The sequence below is a fragment of the Streptomyces sp. BE303 genome (genome assembly GCF_036290945.1).
Classification (GTDB): Bacteria; Actinomycetota; Actinomycetes; order Streptomycetales; family Streptomycetaceae; genus Kitasatospora.
In genome coordinates, this window is the sequence record NZ_JAQYWZ010000947.1 from 1 (window position 1) to 17,865 (window position 17,865).

11 protein-coding genes are annotated in these 17,865 nt (G+C 71.2%); 2 read left to right on the top strand and 9 right to left on the bottom strand.

Features of this window, described 5'->3' with window-relative positions; genetic code table 11:
- Window positions 1-375: 375 nt before the first annotated feature.
- The 9 genes from PUR56_RS39645 to eccD form a co-directional block, all read right to left on the bottom strand.
- Entirely contained in the window at window positions 376-2,061 is a 1,686-nt protein-coding gene (locus PUR56_RS39645) for a ribonuclease J (protein ID WP_329877570.1), read from the bottom strand.
- A gap of 173 nt (window positions 2,062-2,234) precedes the next feature.
- Window positions 2,235-3,134, bottom strand: a complete 900-nt coding sequence (dapA, locus tag PUR56_RS39650) for a 4-hydroxy-tetrahydrodipicolinate synthase (protein ID WP_329952533.1) — start codon at window positions 3,132-3,134, stop codon at window positions 2,235-2,237.
- 239 nt (window positions 3,135-3,373) lie between these two features.
- Window positions 3,374-4,105: an FAD-dependent thymidylate synthase gene (gene thyX, locus PUR56_RS39655; protein ID WP_329952534.1), complete on the bottom strand. Its 732-nt coding sequence runs from the start codon at window positions 4,103-4,105 to the stop codon at window positions 3,374-3,376.
- Complete coding sequence (locus PUR56_RS39660; RefSeq protein WP_329952535.1) at window positions 4,102-4,599, bottom strand: hypothetical protein; 498 nt, start codon at window positions 4,597-4,599, stop codon at window positions 4,102-4,104. Before PUR56_RS39660 ends, thyX begins: the two co-directional genes overlap by 4 nt.
- A 25-nt stretch (window positions 4,600-4,624) precedes the next feature.
- Window positions 4,625-5,371 carry a 4-hydroxy-tetrahydrodipicolinate reductase gene (gene dapB, locus PUR56_RS39665; RefSeq protein WP_329877562.1) on the bottom strand — a complete coding sequence of 249 codons (747 nt, stop codon included), beginning with the start codon at window positions 5,369-5,371 and terminating at the stop codon, window positions 4,625-4,627.
- Window positions 5,372-5,385: 14 nt separating this feature from the next.
- The gene (locus PUR56_RS39670; RefSeq protein ID WP_443034624.1) at window positions 5,386-6,762 is read right to left on the bottom strand and encodes a M16 family metallopeptidase; all 1,377 of its coding nucleotides are present in this window, start codon (window positions 6,760-6,762) and stop codon (window positions 5,386-5,388) included.
- An 86-nt stretch (window positions 6,763-6,848) separates the two neighbouring features.
- Window positions 6,849-9,056 (bottom strand): polyribonucleotide nucleotidyltransferase, encoded by a 2,208-nt coding sequence (locus PUR56_RS39675; RefSeq protein ID WP_329877558.1) that lies wholly within the window; start codon window positions 9,054-9,056, stop codon window positions 6,849-6,851.
- A gap of 470 nt (window positions 9,057-9,526) precedes the next feature.
- A complete protein-coding gene (rpsO, locus tag PUR56_RS39680) occupies window positions 9,527-9,817 on the bottom strand; it encodes a 30S ribosomal protein S15 (protein WP_329877556.1) in 291 nt (96 codons plus the stop codon).
- Between the two features lie 196 nt (window positions 9,818-10,013).
- On the bottom strand, window positions 10,014-11,474 hold the full coding sequence (gene eccD, locus PUR56_RS39685; protein ID WP_329952537.1) for a type VII secretion integral membrane protein EccD: 1,461 nt from the start codon (window positions 11,472-11,474) through the stop codon (window positions 10,014-10,016).
- Between the two features lie 478 nt (window positions 11,475-11,952).
- Here eccD and eccCa point away from each other — a divergent pair, with 478 nt between their 5' ends.
- Both eccCa and PUR56_RS39695 read left to right on the top strand, forming a co-directional pair.
- Window positions 11,953-15,900, top strand: coding sequence for a type VII secretion protein EccCa (gene eccCa / locus PUR56_RS39690; protein ID WP_329952538.1), 3,948 nt, complete (start codon window positions 11,953-11,955; stop codon window positions 15,898-15,900).
- Window positions 15,901-16,395: 495 nt separating this feature from the next.
- A complete protein-coding gene (locus PUR56_RS39695; RefSeq protein ID WP_329877550.1) occupies window positions 16,396-17,808 on the top strand; it encodes an APC family permease in 1,413 nt (470 codons plus the stop codon).
- The last annotated feature ends 57 nt before the right edge of the window (window positions 17,809-17,865 follow it).

A 17,865-nucleotide genomic window follows, 5' to 3' on the forward strand; every position in this document is an offset into this window, starting at 1 on the left:
TCCAACCCCGAAACAAGTCCGAGGCCGGGGATGTCAACATATCTGGCGTTGACTTTTGGCACGCTGTTGAGTTCTCAAGGAACGGACACTTCCTTCAGGCGGCTTTCACACCGACCCTCCGGGCGCTTCGTTCTTTCGTGTCTCCAGCTTACCAGACGTTTTCCGCTCCGTTTTCCGGAGTTTCATTCATCCGATTTGCTTCGGCCTTTCGGCGCTCCCGAACTCTAGCAGAGTTTTTCGGGCCGTTTCCCGCGCTCCGTTCTCGAATTTCGTTCGAGAACTTCTGCCGGGGCCGTCCCGTGGGGCAACCCGGAGAACATTACGCACCGGGCTGCCCCACGTCAAACCGAGGTCAAGGGGTCGCGAGCCGAAGGCTCAGACCTCGACGACGACCGGCAGGATCATCGGTCGGCGGCGGTAGTTGTCCGCCACCCACTTGCCGAGAATCCGGCGGACGAGCTGCTGGACCTGGCGGACCTCCAGGACACCGTCGCCGGCCGAACGGTCGAGCGCCTCCTGCAGCTTGGCCGTCACGGGGGCGAACGCGGCGTCGTCGATACCCGAGCCACGGGCCTGGATGCTCGGGCCGCCCACGATCTTCCCGTTGGTGGAGTCGACCACCACGAAGCAGGAGATGAAGCCCTCCTCGCCGAGAATCCTGCGGTCCTTGAGCGAGGCCTCGGTGATGTCACCGACCGAGGAGCCGTCCACGTACACGTAGCCGGCCTGGACCTTGCCGACGATCCGGGCGACGCCGCCTTCGAGGTCGACGCAGACGCCGTCCTCGGCGATGACCGTCCGGTTGCGCGGCACGCCGGTGGCGATACCGAGATCGGCGGCGGCACGCAGGTGACGCCATTCACCGTGGACCGGCATCAGGTTGCGCGGCTTGCAGATGTTGAAGAAGTACAGCAGCTCGCCGGCCGAGGCGTGGCCGGAGACGTGCACCTTGGCGTTGCCCTTGTGCACGACCTTGGCGCCCCAGCGGGTCAGGCCGTTGATGACCCGGTAGACGGCGTTCTCGTTGCCCGGGATCAGCGATGAGGCCAGGACGACGGTGTCGCCCTCGACGATGCGGATCTGGTGGTCGCGGTTGGCCATCCGGGACAGCGCGGCCATCGGCTCGCCCTGCGAACCGGTACAGATCAGCACGACGTCCTTGTCCGGCAGGTCGTCCAGCTGCTTGACGTCGACGACCATGTTGCCGGGGACCTTCAGGTACCCGAGGTCGCGGGCGATGCCCATGTTGCGGACCATCGAACGGCCGACGAACGCGACCTTCCGCTTGTACTCGTGCGCGGCGTCCAGCACCTGCTGGATGCGGTGCACGTGGCTCGCGAACGAGGCCACGATGATGCGCTTGTCGGCGTTCGCGAAAACGTTTCGCAGCGCGACCGAGATGTCGCGCTCGCTCGGGATGAAACCGGGGACCTCGGCGTTGGTGGAGTCCACCAGCAGCAGGTCCATGCCCTCCTCCGCCAGCTTGGCGAAGGCCGGCAGGTCGGTGAGGCGGCCGTCGAGCGGCAGCTGGTCCATCTTGAAGTCGCCGGTGGCGACGACCATGCCGGCGGGCGTGCGCACGGCGACGGCCAGCGCGTCCGGGATGGAGTGGTTGACCGCGATGAACTGGCAGTCGAAGGGGCCGATCCGCTCGCGGTCGCCCTCCTTGACCTCCAGGACGTACGGCCGGATGCGGTGCTCGGCGAGCTTCGCCTCGATCAGCGCGAGCGTGAGCTTCGAGCCGATCAGCGGGATGTCCGGGTTCTCCCGGAGCAGGAACGGCACGGCGCCGATGTGGTCCTCGTGGCCGTGCGTGAGGACGATGCCGTCGATCTTGTCGAGGCGGTCCCGGATGTAGGTGAAGTCCGGGAGGATCAGGTCGACGCCGGGCTGCTCGTCCTCCGGGAAGAGGACGCCGCAGTCGACGATGAGAATGCGGTCCCCGTACTCGAAGACCGTCATGTTGCGGCCGATCTCGCCGAGACCGCCGAGCGGAGTGATACGCAGGGCGCCCTGCTTGAGAGCGGGGGGTGCGCCGAGTTCGGGATGCGGGTGGCTCAAAAGACTCTCCTCACGGCGCACGCCATATGCCCGGGGGTCCTCCCCCGCGAGACATATGGCGTGCGTACTCAGTGTCGGTTTTTCCTACTGGGTCTGTGCATTCGCGCCTTCGGTCCGGTCCAGCGGCGAACCCGTGAGGGTCCGGCGAGCCGGGGCGCGCACGTCTGTGTCTGTTACAGGTCTACCCCGCCGGCGGCGAGATCCTTCTTCAGTTGCGCGATCTCCTCGGGAGTCGCGCCGACGAGGGGCAGCCGCAGCGGCCCGGACGGGTGTCCCTGGAGCTCCAGTGCGGCCTTGGTGAGGATGACGCCCTGCGTGCGGAAGATACCGGTGAAGACCGGCAGCAGGCGCTGGTGGACGGCCGTGGCCTTGGCCACATCGCCGGACAGGAAGCCCTCGACCATGGCCCGCAGCTCGGCGGCGACCAGGTGTCCGACGACGCTCACCACACCGACGGCTCCGACCGACAGCAGCGGCAGGTTGAGGATGTCGTCGCCGGAGTACCAGGCCAGGTCCGAGCGGGCGATGGCCCAGGCGGCGGCGCCGAGGTCGCCCTTGGCGTCCTTGTTGGCGACGATCCGCGGGTGCTCGCCGAGCCGGACCAGGGTCTCGTGGCTCAGCGCGACACCGCTGCGGCCGGGGATGTCGTACAGCATGACCGGCAGGCCGGTGGCGTCGGCGATGTGCGTGGTGTGCCGGTACAGGCCCTCCTGCGGGGGCTTGCTGTAGTACGGCGTGACGACCAGCAGGCCGTGCGCCCCGGCGGCCTCGGCCTGGCGGGCCAGGTCGGCGCTGTGGTGCGTGTCGTTGGTGCCGACGCCGGCCACCACGTGTGCCCGGTCCCCCACCGCCTCCACCACCGCGCGGACGAGCCGGGCCTTCTCGGCGTCGCTGGTGGTCGGGGACTCGCCGGTGGTGCCGTTGACGACGAGGCCGTCGTTGCCCGAGTCGACGAGGTGCGCGGCGAGGCGCTGGGCGCCGTCGAGGTCGAGGCCGCCGTCGGCGGTGAACGGGGTCACCATCGCGGTCAGGACCCGGCCGAAGGGCGTCTGGGAGGTGGAGGTCGGAGCCATGCGTCCAAAGCTACTCGTAGGCGGTGGGGCGGTACCCAGGCCGGTCCAGGGTTCGGACAGGTGCGCCGCTCGGGCGGGCGCACCGGAGGCCGCGCCAACAGCGCGGACATGGGATTCCGGTGCTGCGTGCTCGGGGGTTCAAGCAGCACCGGAATCCGTGTTCACGAGCGTAGGGAGAGGTCAGAAATGCCGCAATCCAGACATGCCCGACACTCCGCCCATCTGCTCGTCGTCGCAGGTCAGGGGGCGACCCGGCCGTGCTTCTCGAAGGCCGCACGGGTGAGCGGCATGAGCTCGGCCCACCGCTCCTCCATCTGCTCGGCCACCATCTCGATCTCGCGCTGGGGGAACGACGGGACCGCCGAGTTCTCCCGCTTGGTGCGCAGCGACAGGAAGTGCATCAGCGAGCGCGCGTTGCAGGTCGCGTACATCGAGGAGAAGAGACCGACCGGCAGCACCGCACGGGCCACCTCGCGGGCCACGCCCGCGTCCAGCATCTCCTGGTACCGCTCGTACGCCTCGCGGTAGGCGGCCTCCATCGAGGCGGTGACGGTCCTGTGCTGCTCCGCCGTGCCCTCGACGAACTCGTACCGGCCCGGGCGGCCCTGCTGGACCAGCTTGCGCTCCTCGGCGGGCACGTAGAAGACCGGCTCCAGCTCGCGGTAGCGCCCGGACTCCTCGTTGTAGGACCAGCCGCTGCGGTGGCGGTGGAACTCGCGGAAGACGAAGATCGGCGCGCTGATGAAGAAGGTCATCGAGTTGTGCTCGAACGGCGTGCCGTGCCGGTCCCGCATCAGGTAGTTGATCAGGCCCTTGGACTTCTCCGGGTCCTCCTGGAGCGCCTCCAGGGACTGCTCCCCCGCCGTCGAGACCCGGGCCGCCCAGATGACGTCCGAGTCGGCGGCGGCGCTGCGGACCAGGTCCACGGTCACGTCGCTGCGGAACTGGGGGGCCGTCGTGCGGTCGCTCACGCGTTACTCCTCGCGGATTCGGTGGTGCCGGTGGTGCCGGTGGTACTGGTCGCGCCCGCGGTGCGGTGCAGCCGGATCGCGTGCTGCATGGTCTTGCGGGCGCGCGGCACGTCGCCCGCGTCGGCGTACGCGACCGCCAGGCGGAAGAACACCCGCCAGTCCCCCGGGGCCGCCTCGGCCTCGGCCCGGCGACGGGCGAACACCGCATCGGCCGAGGCGCGGTCGATCCGCCCGCCGGTGGTGCGCTTCAGCTCGTCGACCGGCAGGCCGCCCTCGGCCTCCAGCTCCTTGGCGAGCCGCTCGCTGTACCGGCCGAAGCGGACCGTCTGGCGCAGGAACCAGACGCCGATCACCGGGACGACGAAGGCGCAGAGGCCCAGGCCGATGCCCAGCGGCTTGCCGGTGGCGAGCAGTTGGACACCCTCGCCCACGCAGACCAGGGCGACCAGCAGCAGGACGCCGGAGAGGACGAAGAAGCCGGTACGGGAGGTCACGACGCGCTCCGGGGGGCGGACACGGTCACAGGTCCAGGAAGTGTTCGAGGCCGAGGGTCAGCCCGGGAGTCTCCACGACCTTGCGCACGCCGAGCAGGATGCCCGGCATGAAGCTGCTGTGGTGCAGCGAGTCGTGGCGGATGGTGAGGGTCTCACCGGTGTCCCCGAACATCACCTGCTGGTGGGCGAGCAGGCCGCGCAGCCGGACGGCGTGCACGGGCACGCCGTCCACGTCGGCGCCGCGGGCGCCGGGCAGGCCGTGCGTGGTCGGGTCCTGCTGCGGCGGCCGACCGGCCTCGGCGCGGGCGGCGGCGATCAGCTGGGCGGTGCGGGTGGCGGTGCCACTGGGCGCGTCGGCCTTGTGGTCGTGGTGCAGCTCGACCACCTCGACCGACTCGAAGTACCGGGCCGCGGTCTGGGCGAACTTCATGCCGAGCACGGCGCCGATGGAGAAGTTCGGCGCGATCAGCAGGCCGAGCTCCGGTGCCCCGTCGAGCCGGCCGCGGACGGTGGCCAGCCGCTCGTCGGTCCAGCCGGTGGTGCCGGTGACCACGTGGATGCCGTGCTGCAGGCAGTAGTCGAGGTTGTCCATCACGGAGTCGGGATGGGTCAGCTCGACGGCGACCTGCACGCCGGCGTCGGTGAGCTCGGAGAGCTCCGACCCCCGCCCGAGGGTGGCGACCAGCTCCAGGTCCGGGGCGGCCTCGACGGCCTTGACGGCCTCCGAGCCGATCCGCCCCTTGGCGCCGATCACGGCGACACGCAGCGTCATGGTGAGATGTCCCTTCAGACCAGCAGGTCGGCGAGCCGGGCGGCCCGCTTGTCGTTGATCGGACCGATCAGCGCGAGCGACGGCCGGTGGGCACCCAGCACATCACGGGCCACGGCGTGCACGTCGTCCAGGGTCACGGCCGCAATCTTCGCCAGCATCTCGTCCACCGACAGGTGGTGGCCGTAGCTGAGCTCCGCCTTGCCGATCCGGTTCATCAGCGAGCCGGTGTCCTCCATGCCGAGCACGGTGGAACCGGAGATCTGGCCGACGGCGCGGTGCAGCTCCTCCTCGGTGATGCCTTCGGCGACCACCTTGGCGAGCTCCTCGCGGCAGATCCGCAGCACCTCCTCGACCCGCTTGGGCTGGCAGCCGGCGTAGATGCCGAACAGGCCGCTGTCCGCGTACGAGGAGGAGTAGGAGTAGACCGAGTACGCCAGGCCGCGCTTCTCGCGGACCTCCTGGAAGAGCCGCGAGCTCATGCCGCCGCCGAGGGCCGCGTTGAGCACGCCCATCGCCCAGCGGCGCTCGTCGTGCCGGGGCACACCGGGCACGCCCAGCACCAGGTGGGCCTGCTCGGTGGTGCGCTGGAGCACCTCCACCCGGCCGGCGGTGCGCAGCGCCTTGACGCCGCGCCGGGCCTCGGCGGGGGCGGCCTCGGAGCGGGCCAGCAGCGGGGCGAAGGCCTGCTCGACCTGCTTGACGACCTTGCGGTGGTCGAGGTTGCCGGCCGCGGCGACGACCAGGTGCTCGGGCTTGTAGCGGCGGTGGAAGAAGCCGGCGATCTGGTCGCGGGTGAGCGACCGGACGGTCTCCTGGGTGCCGAGGATCGGGCGGCCGAGCGGGCCGGTGCCGAAGATCACCTTGGCGAAGAGGTCGTGGACGACGTCACCGGGATCGTCCTCGGCCATCGCCATCTCCTCCAGGATGACGCCGCGTTCGGCCTCGACGTCCTCCGGGCGGATCAGGGAGCCGGTGAGCATGTCGCAGACCACGTCGATGGCCAGCGGGAGGTCGGTGTCGAGCACCCGCGCGTAGTAGCAGGTGTTCTCCTTGGCGGTGAAGGCGTTCATCTCGCCGCCGACCGCGTCCAGGGCGGCCGAGATGTCCAGCGCGCTGCGCCGCTCGGTGCCCTTGAAGAGCAGGTGCTCCAGGTAGTGGGTGGCGCCGTTGAGCTGCGGGGTCTCGTCACGCGAGCCGACGCCGACCCAGATGCCGAAGGTCGCGGAGCGCACCGTCGGCAGGGTCTCGGTGACGACGCGCAGGCCGCCGGGGAGGACGGTGCGGCGCACCGTGCCGGCGCCGTCCGCGCCCTTGAGCAGGGTCCGGGTCGTGCCGGGGCGCTGCTTCGCCGCCGAGGCCTGGGCCACGGTGGTACCTCCGTAGAAAGCAATCCGTAAAGAGCATGGGGAGCGGGACAACAGGGTGCGGCCCGCACGCCGACGGGGGCGTGCGGGCCGCTGGGTCAGCTAGCGGCGCTTCACTCGGAAGCGGCCTCGCCGGCCTCTTCGCCCTCGACGACCGGGATCAGGGAGAGCTTGCCGCGCGGGTCGATCTCGGCGATCTCGACCTGCACCTTGGCGCCGACGCCGAGGACGTCCTCGACGTTCTCGACGCGCTTGCCGCCGGCCAGCTTGCGGATCTGCGAGATGTGCAGCAGACCGTCCTTGCCCGGCATGAGCGACACGAAGGCACCGAAGGTCGTGGTCTTGACCACGGTGCCCAGGTAACGCTCTCCGACCTCCGGCATGGTCGGGTTCGCGATCTGGTTGATCGTGGTGCGGGCGGCCTCGGCGGCCGGGCCGTCGGCGGCACCGATGTAGATGGTGCCGTCGTCCTCGATCGTGATCTCGGCGCCGGTGTCCTCCTGGATCTGGTTGATCATCTTGCCCTTGGGGCCGATGACCTCACCGATCTTGTCCACCGGGATCTTGATGGTGATGATGCGCGGCGCGTTCGGGGACATCTCGTCCGGGGAGTCGATGGCCTCGTTCATCACGTCGAGGATGTGCAGGCGGGCGTCGCGGGCCTGCTTCAGCGCGGCGGCGAGCACCGACGCCGGGATGCCGTTGAGCTTGGTGTCCAGCTGCAGGGCGGTGATGAAGTTGCGAGTACCGGCGACCTTGAAGTCCATGTCGCCGTACGCGTCCTCGGCACCGAGGATGTCGGTGAGGGTCACGTAGTGGGTCTCACCGTCGATCTCCTGCGAGATCAGGCCCATGGCGATACCGGCGACGGCGGCCTTCAGCGGCACACCGGCGTTCAGCAGCGACATGGTCGAGGCGCAGACCGAGCCCATCGAGGTGGAGCCGTTGGAGCTCAGCGCCTCGGAGACCTGGCGGATGGCGTACGGGAACTCCTCGCGGGTCGGCAGGACCGGCAGGATCGCCCGCTCGGCGAGCGCGCCGTGGCCGATCTCGCGGCGCTTCGGCGAACCGACGCGGCCGGTCTCGCCGACCGAGTACGGCGGGAAGTTGTAGTTGTGCATGTAGCGGCGACGCGTCTCCGGGGAGAGCGTGTCCAGCTGCTGCTCCATGCGGAGCATGTTCAGCGTGGTGACACCCAGGATCTGGGTCTCGCCGCGCTCGAACAGGGCCGAGCCGTGCACCCGCGGGATGGCCTCGACCTCGGCGGCCAGGGTGCGGATGTCGGTGACACCGCGGCCGTCGATGCGGACCTTGTCCTTGATGACGCGCTCGCGGACGGTCTTCTTGGTCAGCGCGTTGTAGGCGGCGCTGATCTCCTTCTCGCGACCCTCGAACTCGGGCAGCAGCTTCTCGGCGGCCAGCGCCTTGACGCGGTCCAGCTCGTTGTTGCGCTCCTGCTTGCCCGCGATGGTGAGGGCCTGCGCCAGCTCGTCCTTGACGGCGGCGGACAGCGCGGCGAGCACGTCGTCCTGGTAGTCCAGGAAGACCGGGAACTCGCCGGTCGGCTTGGCGGCCTGGGCGGCCAGCTGGGCCTGGGCGGCGCAGAGCACCTTGATGAACGGCTTGGCGGCGTCCAGACCGGCGGCGACGATCTCCTCGGTCGGCGCCTCGGCGCCGCCCTCGACGAGCTTGATGGTCTTGTTCGTGGCCTCGGCCTCGACCATCATGATCGCGACGTCGCCGTCCGGCAGGGTGCGGCCGGCCACGACCATGTCGAAGACGGCCGACTCCAGCTCGCTGTGGGTCGGGAAGGCCACCCACTGGCCGTTGATCAGGGCGACGCGCACGCCACCGATCGGGCCGGAGAACGGCAGGCCCGCCAGCTGGGTGGAGGCGGAGGCGGCGTTGATGGCCACCACGTCGTACAGGTGGTCCGGGTTGAGCGCCATCACGGTGACGACGACCTGGATCTCGTTGCGCAGGCCCTTGACGAAGGACGGGCGCAGCGGGCGGTCGATCAGGCGGCAGGTGAGGATCGCGTCCTCGGAGGGCCGGCCCTCACGACGGAAGAAGGAGCCGGGGATGCGGCCGGCGGCGTACATCCGCTCCTCGACGTCCACCGTCAGCGGGAAGAAGTCGAAGTGCTCCTTCGGCTGCTTGGACGCGCTGGTCGCCGACAGCACCATGGTGTCGTCGTCCAGGTAGGCCACGGCGGAGCCGGCGGCCTGACGGGCCAGACGGCCGGTCTCGAAGCGGATGGTACGGGTGCCGAAGGAACCGTTGTCGATCACGGCCTCGGCGTAGAACACGTTCTCTTCCACCTGGAAGATCTCCTCTTTCGTACGTTCTCCGGGAGAGCGTCCCCGCGCATCGTCTGCCGGGGGCCCCTGGCCCTCTTTCGCAGAGGGGGGCAGTCGGGCCGGTCTTCGATCGAAGCCTCCGGTGCGCCCCGCTTCGGTCTGCGGGGCTTCCGGCGGCCACTACCGAGGACCGGCGCCTCTCGACTGGCCGGGTCCGGGTTGGCGGTCCGCGTCTGGACGCTCTCTCGGATGCGGGCGGCTTCCGTTTGAAGCCTTCGTCCCGCGGGGGGTCTGGGGTCTTTCTGCCTGGGTGGCGCTCGACAGCGCCATCACCGGCATTTCCCACAACCCTACGGTGCAATCCTCGGGCACCTGGGGAGGTGCGCGCGAGTTGTTATGTTCGGGCGCCGCCAGGGCGCCCCGGGCCATCGGCCGCAGCATACGCGCGAGGGGCGGCCCCCCGGTGTGGGGAGCCGCCCCGAGCGGCGGTCTTAGCGGGCGCCACCGGCGGCACCGCGGCGGATGCCCAGGCGGTCGACGAGCGTACGGAAGCGCTCGATGTCCTTCTTGGCCAGGTACTGCAGCAGACGGCGACGCTGGCCGACCAGGATGAGCAGGCCACGGCGCGAGTGGTGGTCGTGCTTGTGGACCTTGAGGTGCTCGGTCAGGTCCGCGATGCGGCGGGAGAGCATGGCGACCTGGACCTCGGGGGAGCCGGTGTCGCCCTCCTTCTGGCCGAACTCGGCGAAGATCTGCTTCTTGACGTCAGAGGCGAGAGCCACGTGCAACTCCTTCGAAGTGATACCAAGCGGTCCTGGTCTACGGCACAGGACTCTGTGAGAACTCGGTGTCGTGACGGGCGCGGCCGGCGGTCGGCGCCCCCGACGGGGGCGGACACACGGCTGCGCTCGGAGGCCAAGCGTACCAGTGCCGGTGATCCCGCCCGACGGCGGCCGGTGCCCGGCAGGACGGGGCGGGTCAGCCGGTGGCTCCGCGCACCAGCCGGTAGACGTCGAGGACCGCCAGCACCAGCGGGACCAGCGCCATCAGGGTCAGGCTGTCGACCAGGTCCAGGATCCGCCCCCAGAACGGGGAGACGCCGAGCCGGGGCACCACCAGGGCGATCGCGACGAGGACCGCGGCGCCGAAGGCGATCGAGGCGGTCAGCCAGACGGTGCGCAGGTCCGCACCGGTGGAGCCGACACCCGCGCGGAGGACGAACTGCGGGGTGTGCAGGGCGAGTCCGACGACCAGTAGGGAGAGTCCGGACAGGCCGGCCACGGTCAGGCCGAGGACCTGCGCGCTGTAGCGGAAGAGCCGGGCCCGGAGCATGGTGGCGAGCCCGAGGGCGAGGGCGAGCAGTTCGGGGAAGGTCCCGTCGGTGAAGCCCAGCACCGCGCAGGCGCCGACGATCACCGCGGCGCAGCCGCCGACCAGGCCCACCAGCACCTCGTGGCCGCGGCGGGCCTGGTGGGCGATCCGCTCGTACTGCACCAGTTCGGCGCGGTCGGCCTCCTCGTCGTGGTCGCGGCTGCGCGTGCGGGCCTGGCCGGGGGCGCTGAATCCGACGGGCAGCCGGGCGAAGCGGGCGGAGAGGCCGGGCAGGAAGCCGATCACGGCGACGGCGGTGACCCCGGTGACGGCGGCGATGTGGTCGGCCGGGGTGTCGGGCAGCAGGACGGCCGCGAAGGTGGCGAGCGCACCGGCGGCGGACAGGAAGGCGGCCGCGACGAACAGCGCGTCCCTCTCGGGCAGCAAACCGACCAGCAGGACGGCGACGACCAGGACGGTCACGCAGCCGGTGAGGAAGTGGAGCCGGCCGGGGCCCTCCAGGGGCGCGGCCGGGGCGAGGATCCCGCTGCCGGCGATCATGGCGTGCGGAAGGGCGCCGAGGCCGAGCGCGAGACCGGCCCAGGCGTCCCGGTAGACCCGGGCCCGCACACCGGCGAAGGCGGTGAGCACGACGGCGACGACGCCGGAGAGCACGCCGGGCAGGCCGTGCATGTCGTGACGCAGGTCGGCGAACCAGAGCACGAAGCCGAGCAGGGCGAGCAGCACGCCCGCGCCGGTCAGGCCGAAGGCCCGCATCAGTTCGGGGCTCCAGAACCGGCGGTCGGTCTCACCGGCGGTGGCGATGGCGTCGGCGACGTCGTCGTAGACGGCGGGGGGCAGCGACTCCGCGAACGGGCGGAGGCTGAGCAGGTCGCCGTCGCGCACCTGCTGGGCGGCGAGCGACAGGCTGCCGTCGAGGACGGTGCCGTCGCGGCGGACGAGGTGGAATCCGGTGGGGGCGCCGTCCGGCCGGGTCTGGTGGGAGAGCCGCAGCACCTCGGGATACACGTCCGCGAGCGGGATGTCCTCGGGCAGGGCGACGTCGATCCGGCTGTCCGGGGCGACGACGGTGACCCGGCAGAAGCCGGTGGTGGCAGAGGTGTTCATGACCCGGACCTCGCGTTCGCTCGACGCACTGGGCGCTCCCCCTCGTCGGCCCTGCCGACCTGCTGACCTTGCCGGTTCCGCTGATGGTTCTGCCGGTGATTCCGTCGGCGTTTCCGTTGACGGCGCGCCGTGCGCCGGCGGCCGGTTCGACCCGGTTCCGATCGCGGCCCGCGATCGGAACCGGTCCACCCGGGACGCACGTTGACGAAGCGTCACTTTACCGCCCGGCTCGCGCCCGTCCTCGACGCAGGGCGGCGGACGGGCGGGCGGACGGCGGTGTGGCGGGGCGGGGCGCCCAGTAGGATCGGCCCCTGCGCGAGGCGACGGGGGCGGGGCCGCGCTCCCCTCCCGGGTGCCTGCGGTCGGCGGAGCGGGGGCGGCGCCACACGGGGCGCGCTCACCCGTACGGATCCAGTGGCGTGAGGGCTGATGCCGTAGTGATCGAGCGAAGCGTTCGTGGTCGTGGGGTGGGGCGCGCATGGGCGTGATCACGGTGAAGCGGCCGCCCCGGGCCTATCCGCCGGCGGTGCCGGACGAGCCGGTGGAGCTGGTCGGCCCGCCCGAGCTGCCCCGTTCGGGCGGCGAGGACTGGGTGATGGGCGTCCTGCCGATGCTCGGGATGGGCGGGTCTGCGGTCTTCTTCTTCTCTCCGGGCGCCCCGGCCCCGATGAAGATCATGGGCGGTCTGATGATCGTCTCGACGGTCGGCATGGTGCTCGCCCAGATCGTCCGCGTCCGCCGGGGCGGCTCCACCGCCACCGCGGACGAGCGCCGCGACTACCTCAAGTACCTGCAGCAGATGCGCCGCCAGGTGCGCCGGACCGCCGAGCGCCAGCGCGGCGCGCAGCTGTTCCTCAATCCCGAGCCCGACCAGCTCTGGTCGATCGTGGCGGACGGCCGGCGGATCTGGGAACGCCGCACCGGCGACGCCGACTTCGCACAGATCCGGGTCGGCCGGGGGCCGGTGCAGCTGTCCACCCCGCTGGTCGCACCGCAGACGGCGCCGATGGACGAGCTGGAGCCGCTCTCGGCGGCCGCGATGCAGACCTTCCTGAAGGCCCACGGCACCCTGCAGGACCTGCCGTTGGCGGTCTCGCTGCGGGCGTTCTACCACGTCACGGTGTGCGGGGACCCGGACACCGTGTACGGCAACGTACGGGCGATGATCGCCCAGTTGACGACGCTGCACTCGCCGGACGACCTGCTGGTGGCGGTGGCCGCGGCGCCGGGCGCGGCGGAGGAGTGGGAGTGGACCAAGTGGCTCCCGCACAACCAGCACCGCAAGGAGTACGACGGCGCGGGCTCGCGCCGGCTGACCGCCACCGGCCTCGGCGAGCTGGAGTTCCTGCTGCAGGACGAACTGGCGGGCCGCCAGCGGTTCGTCCGGGACGCCGCGCCGTCCCCTGACCAGCCGCACGTCGTCGTCGTGACGGACGGCGCCGCGGTGCCGCACGACTCCTTGCTGGCCGGCGCCGAGGGCGTGCACGGGGTGACCGTCATCGAGGTGGTTCCCGGTGACCTGGACGAGCCGACCGGGCATCTGATCATGACGGTCACGCCGGACACGCTGGTGCTCCGCTCGGCGTCGGGCGCGACGTACTCCGGCAAGCCGGACGTCCTGTCGGCCTGGCAGTCGGAGGCGCTCGCCCGCCAGCTGGCCCCGTACCGGGCGTCGGCCGGCGGCGACGACGAACCGCTGCTCTCCGACCTCGACTTCACCGACCTGATGAACTCGGGCGACCCGGGCTCCTTCGACGTGACCCGCAGCTGGCGCCGGCGGGCGCAGCACGAGCGACTGCGGGTGCCGATCGGGGTCGGGGCCGGCGGCGAGCACATCCACCTGGACATCAAGGAGGCCGCGCTGGAGGGCATGGGTCCGCACGGCCTGTGCGTCGGCGCGACCGGCTCCGGCAAGTCCGAGCTGCTGCGCACCCTGGTGCTGGCGCTGGCGATGACGCACACCTCGGAGACCCTGAACTTCGTGCTCGCCGACTTCAAGGGCGGGGCCACCTTCGCGGGGATGGCGGACATGCCGCACACCTCGGCGGTGATCACCAACCTGGAGGGTCAGCTCACCCTGGTCGACCGCATGCGGGACGCGATCGAGGGCGAACTCAACCGCCGCCAGGAGCTGCTGCACCGGGCGGGCAACTACGCCAACGTCCACGAGTACGAGCGGGCCCGGGCGGCCGGCGCGGCGCTGGACCCGCTGCCCTCGCTGGTGCTGATCATCGACGAGTTCTCCGAACTCCTCACCGCCAAGCCCGACTTCATCGACATGTTCATCCAGATCGGCCGGATCGGCCGGTCGCTGGGGGTGCACCTGCTGCTGGCCTCGCAGCGCCTGGAGGAGGGCAAGCTGCGCGGCCTGGACACCTACCTCTCGTACCGGATCGGCCTGCGCACCTTCTCCGCGGCCGAGTCGCGGGCGGCGATCGGCGTGCCGGACGCCTACCACCTGCCGCCGGTGCCGGGCGTCGGCTACCTCAAGTTCGGCACCGACGTGATGGAGCGGTTCAAGGCCGCGTACGTGTCCGGGCCGTACCGGGCGCCGGGGCAGCAGCGGTCGACCGGCGGCCGGCTGGTGACCGCGCGGCCGGTGGTGTTCACGGCGGCCGAGGTGGCGGTGTCGGAACCGCCGGTGCAGGAGGTCGAGCCGCTCGCCGAGGAGCCGGACGACGCCCTGGTGGACACCGTGCTGGACGTGTTCGTGCAGCGGATGGCGGGCCGGGGCCCGGCCGCGCACCAGGTGTGGCTGCCGCCGCTGGACGCGCCGCCGAGCGTGGACCAGCTGCTGCCGCCGCTCCGGACGACCCCGGAACGCGGGCTGACCGCACCCGGGTACGGGGCGCTGGGCCGCCTGCGGGTGCCGGTCGGCACCGTCGACCGCCCGCGCGACCAGAAGCGCGACATCCTCGACCAGGACTACGCGGGCGCGGCCGGCCACGGACTGGTCGTCGGCGGGCCCCGGTCCGGCAAGTCGACGGTGGTGCGCACCGCGGTGGCCGCGTTCGCGCTCACCCACACCCCGCTGGAGGTGCAGTTCTACCTGCTGGACTTCGGCGGCGGCGGCTTCCAGTCGCTCCAGGACCTGCCGCACGTCGGCGGGGTGGCCGGGCGGCTGGACGTCGAGAAGGTCCGCCGGACCGTCTCCGAGGTGCACGGCGTGCTGAACCGGCGCGAGGAGCTGTTCCGGGCGACCGGACTCGACTCCATCGCGACCTACCGCTCCCGCCGGGCGGCCGGACAGCTGCCGGACGAGCGGTTCGGCGACGTCTTCCTGGTGATCGACGGCTGGAACACCTTCAAGCAGGAGTTCGAGATGCTGGAGGGCGTGATCGGGGACATCGCCCAGCGCGGCCTCGGCTACGGCGTCCACCTGATCGTCACCGCCGCCCGGTACGCGGAGGTGCGGCCGGCGCTCAAGGACCTGCTGCAGAACCGGACCGAACTGAAGCTCGGCGACGCGATGGAGTCCGAGGTGGACCGCCGGGTGGCGCAGAACGTGCCGGCCGTCCCGGGGCGCGGGGTCACCGCGGACCGGCTGCACTTCCTCACCGGCCTGCCGCGGCTCGACGGGTCGAGCGCGGTGGACGACCTCCGGGACGGCGTGGCCGGACTGGTCGCGGCCGTCGACGCCGCCTGGACGGGCCCGCGCGCGCCGCAGGTGCGGATGCTGCCGACGGTGCTGGACGGCCACGCGCTGCCGAAGGGCTTCGAGCACCCCGAGCGGGGCGTCGCGTTCGGCGTCGACGAGGCGGAGCTGGCACCGGCCTTCGTCAACTTCGAGACCGATCCGCTGTTCATCGTCTTCGGCGACACCGAGTCCGGGAAGTCGGCGCTGCTGCGGATGCTGGTCAAGCAGATCACCGACCGGTACACCCCGGACCAGGCCGGCATCGTGGTGGGCGACTACCGGCGGGCGCTGCTCGGCACCGTGCCGCCGGACCACCTGGTGGAGTACGCGGCCGCGCAGCCGGCCATGACCCGGGTGGTCGAGATGCTGCGCGGGGCGTGCGCCCGCCGCCTGCCCGGACCGGACGTGACCCCCGAGCAGCTGCGCAACCGCAGCTGGTACAGCGGCAAGGACATGTTCGTCGTCGTGGACGACTACGAGCTGGTGGCCACCGCCTCCGGCAACCCGCTGGCCGCGCTGACGGAGTTCCTGCCGTTCGCCCGCGACATCGGTCTGCGGGTGATCGTGGCGCGGAGCGCGGGCGGGGCCGGCCGGTCGCTGTACGAGCCGTTCATGCAGCGGATGCGCGAGCTGGGCGGCCAGGGCGTGCTGCTGTCCGGCAACCGGGACGAGGGGGCGCTGCTGGGCACGGTCAAGCCGCAGGCGCTGCCGCCGGGCCGCGGGGTGTTCGTCTCGCGCCGGGTGACCGGCGGGCAGATGGTCCAGACCGGCTGGCTGCCGGCGTCGTGACGCGCCGGCGTGGCTATGCACGACGGACCCGACACAGGTGACGGAGGGTGATCGACGGGCCGGATCCGCGAGGGTCCGGCCCCGCCCCACGTCCCATCTGCTGAAACGTTACCTAGATCTTTACGCCGGAGGGCTGCGGTTCCCGCACCTCCCGGAACGGCGGGCGGGCCACCCGGGGGCGGCCGATCGACCTGTCCTGACGTCGAGACGTCGCCTTTGAATGGGCGCTCGCAATCCCGCGTTCACCTTGGATTCAGACCCAGGGTGGCGAAGGTAACAAGTCGGACATGCATAGTGATGACGATCTGTGATCATGAGATCGCATGCTTATGCCGTCGACCGCAACGGATTCCGAAGCAATTCGACGATTGACTCGATCGATACGGGCAAGGTTCCATGGCGGCCCGGGAGCGACAGAACCAGAAACCGAGCAACCAGCCAGCGGAGGCGATACCGCTCCCTCTCCAGGACCGCACAGAGCCGATCGGAAGCCTCATGACCGACACGCTTCGCCCGCCACGCGCCGTAGCCCCCGCCACGGCGACCGCGGGCACCGCCGCCGCCCCGCAGACGCTCAAGCGCTCGATCGGCGTCGTGGGCGGCACGCTGCTCACGCTGTCCTGCGTCACCCCGGCCTCCACGCTCTTCGTGATCGTCCCGGAGCTGTTCTCCAGCATCGGCAGCGCCACCGCGCTGGCCATCGCGATCGGCTCGGTGCTCTGTATCGCGGTCGCCTTCTGCTACTCCGAGCTCGGCACCCTGATCCCCAGCGCGGGCGGCGAGTACGCGATGGTCGGCACGCTGGCCGGACGGCTGGCCGGCTGGCTGGTCTTCGTGCTCTCGCTGATCGTGGTGATGATCGTCCCCTCGGTGATCGCCCTCGGCACCGCCGACTACCTCGCGCCCGTGCTCCACGTCGACAAGCCGATCGCCGGCGCCGCGGTGATGCTCGCCGCCACCCTGGCCGGCCTGCTCGACCTGCGCGCCAACGCCTGGATCACCGGCATCTTCCTGGTCCTGGAGGTCATCGCCGCCGGGGTCGTCTCGGTGCTGGGCTTCGCCCACGCCAACAGCGACGCGCCGAGCATGCTGCACGGCGTCGTCACCGGCGAGGACGGCGTCACCACCACGGTGAGCATCGGCGCCGTCATCGGCGCACTCGGCATCGCGCTCTTCATCACCCAGGGCTTCTCCACCGCGGTCTACCTCTCCGAGGAGCTGGAGAACCCGCGCCGCAACGTCTCCCGCACCGTGCTGTGGACGCTGGGCATCTCCGCCGCCGTCATCCTCGTCCCGGTCACCGCGATCACCGTGGGCGCCCCCGACCTGGCGACGCTCAGCTCGGGCGACATCTCCGGCATGGTCACCGCCTGGAGCAACTCCGCGGTCGGCACCTTCATCAGCCTCTGCGTCGCCCTGGCCATCATCAACGCCGGCATCGTCATGGTCATCCAGAACTCCCGGGTGCTGTTCGCCTCGGCCCGCGACAAGGCCTGGCCCGACCCGGTCAACAAGGCCTTCGCCACCCTGGGCCGGTTCGGCTCCCCGTGGGTCGCCACCCTGGCCGTCGGCCTGCCGGGCGCCGCGCTCTGCTTCGTCGAGGGCGAGCTGCTCAGCGAGATCACCGGCGTCGCCGTCACCGGGATGTACCTGCTGGTCGCGATCGCCGCGCTGCTCTCCCGCCGCGACCGGCACAAGCACGCCGCCGCCTGGCGGATGCCGCTCTGGCCCGCCGTCCCGGTGGTCCTGATCGTCGTGCTGGTCTACATCATCACCCAGCTCGACACCGTGCCGCTGCTGTGGACCGGCGGCATCACCGCGGCCGCCACCCTCTACTGGCTGTTCTACCTGCGCCCCCGGCAGGACACCCGCTGGGTGATCAGCCTCCCCGAGGACCAGCAGGGCTGATCCGACCGGAACCCGACCTCCCCCCCTCCCCCACGCGGCAGTGCCCCGGGCCCCCCG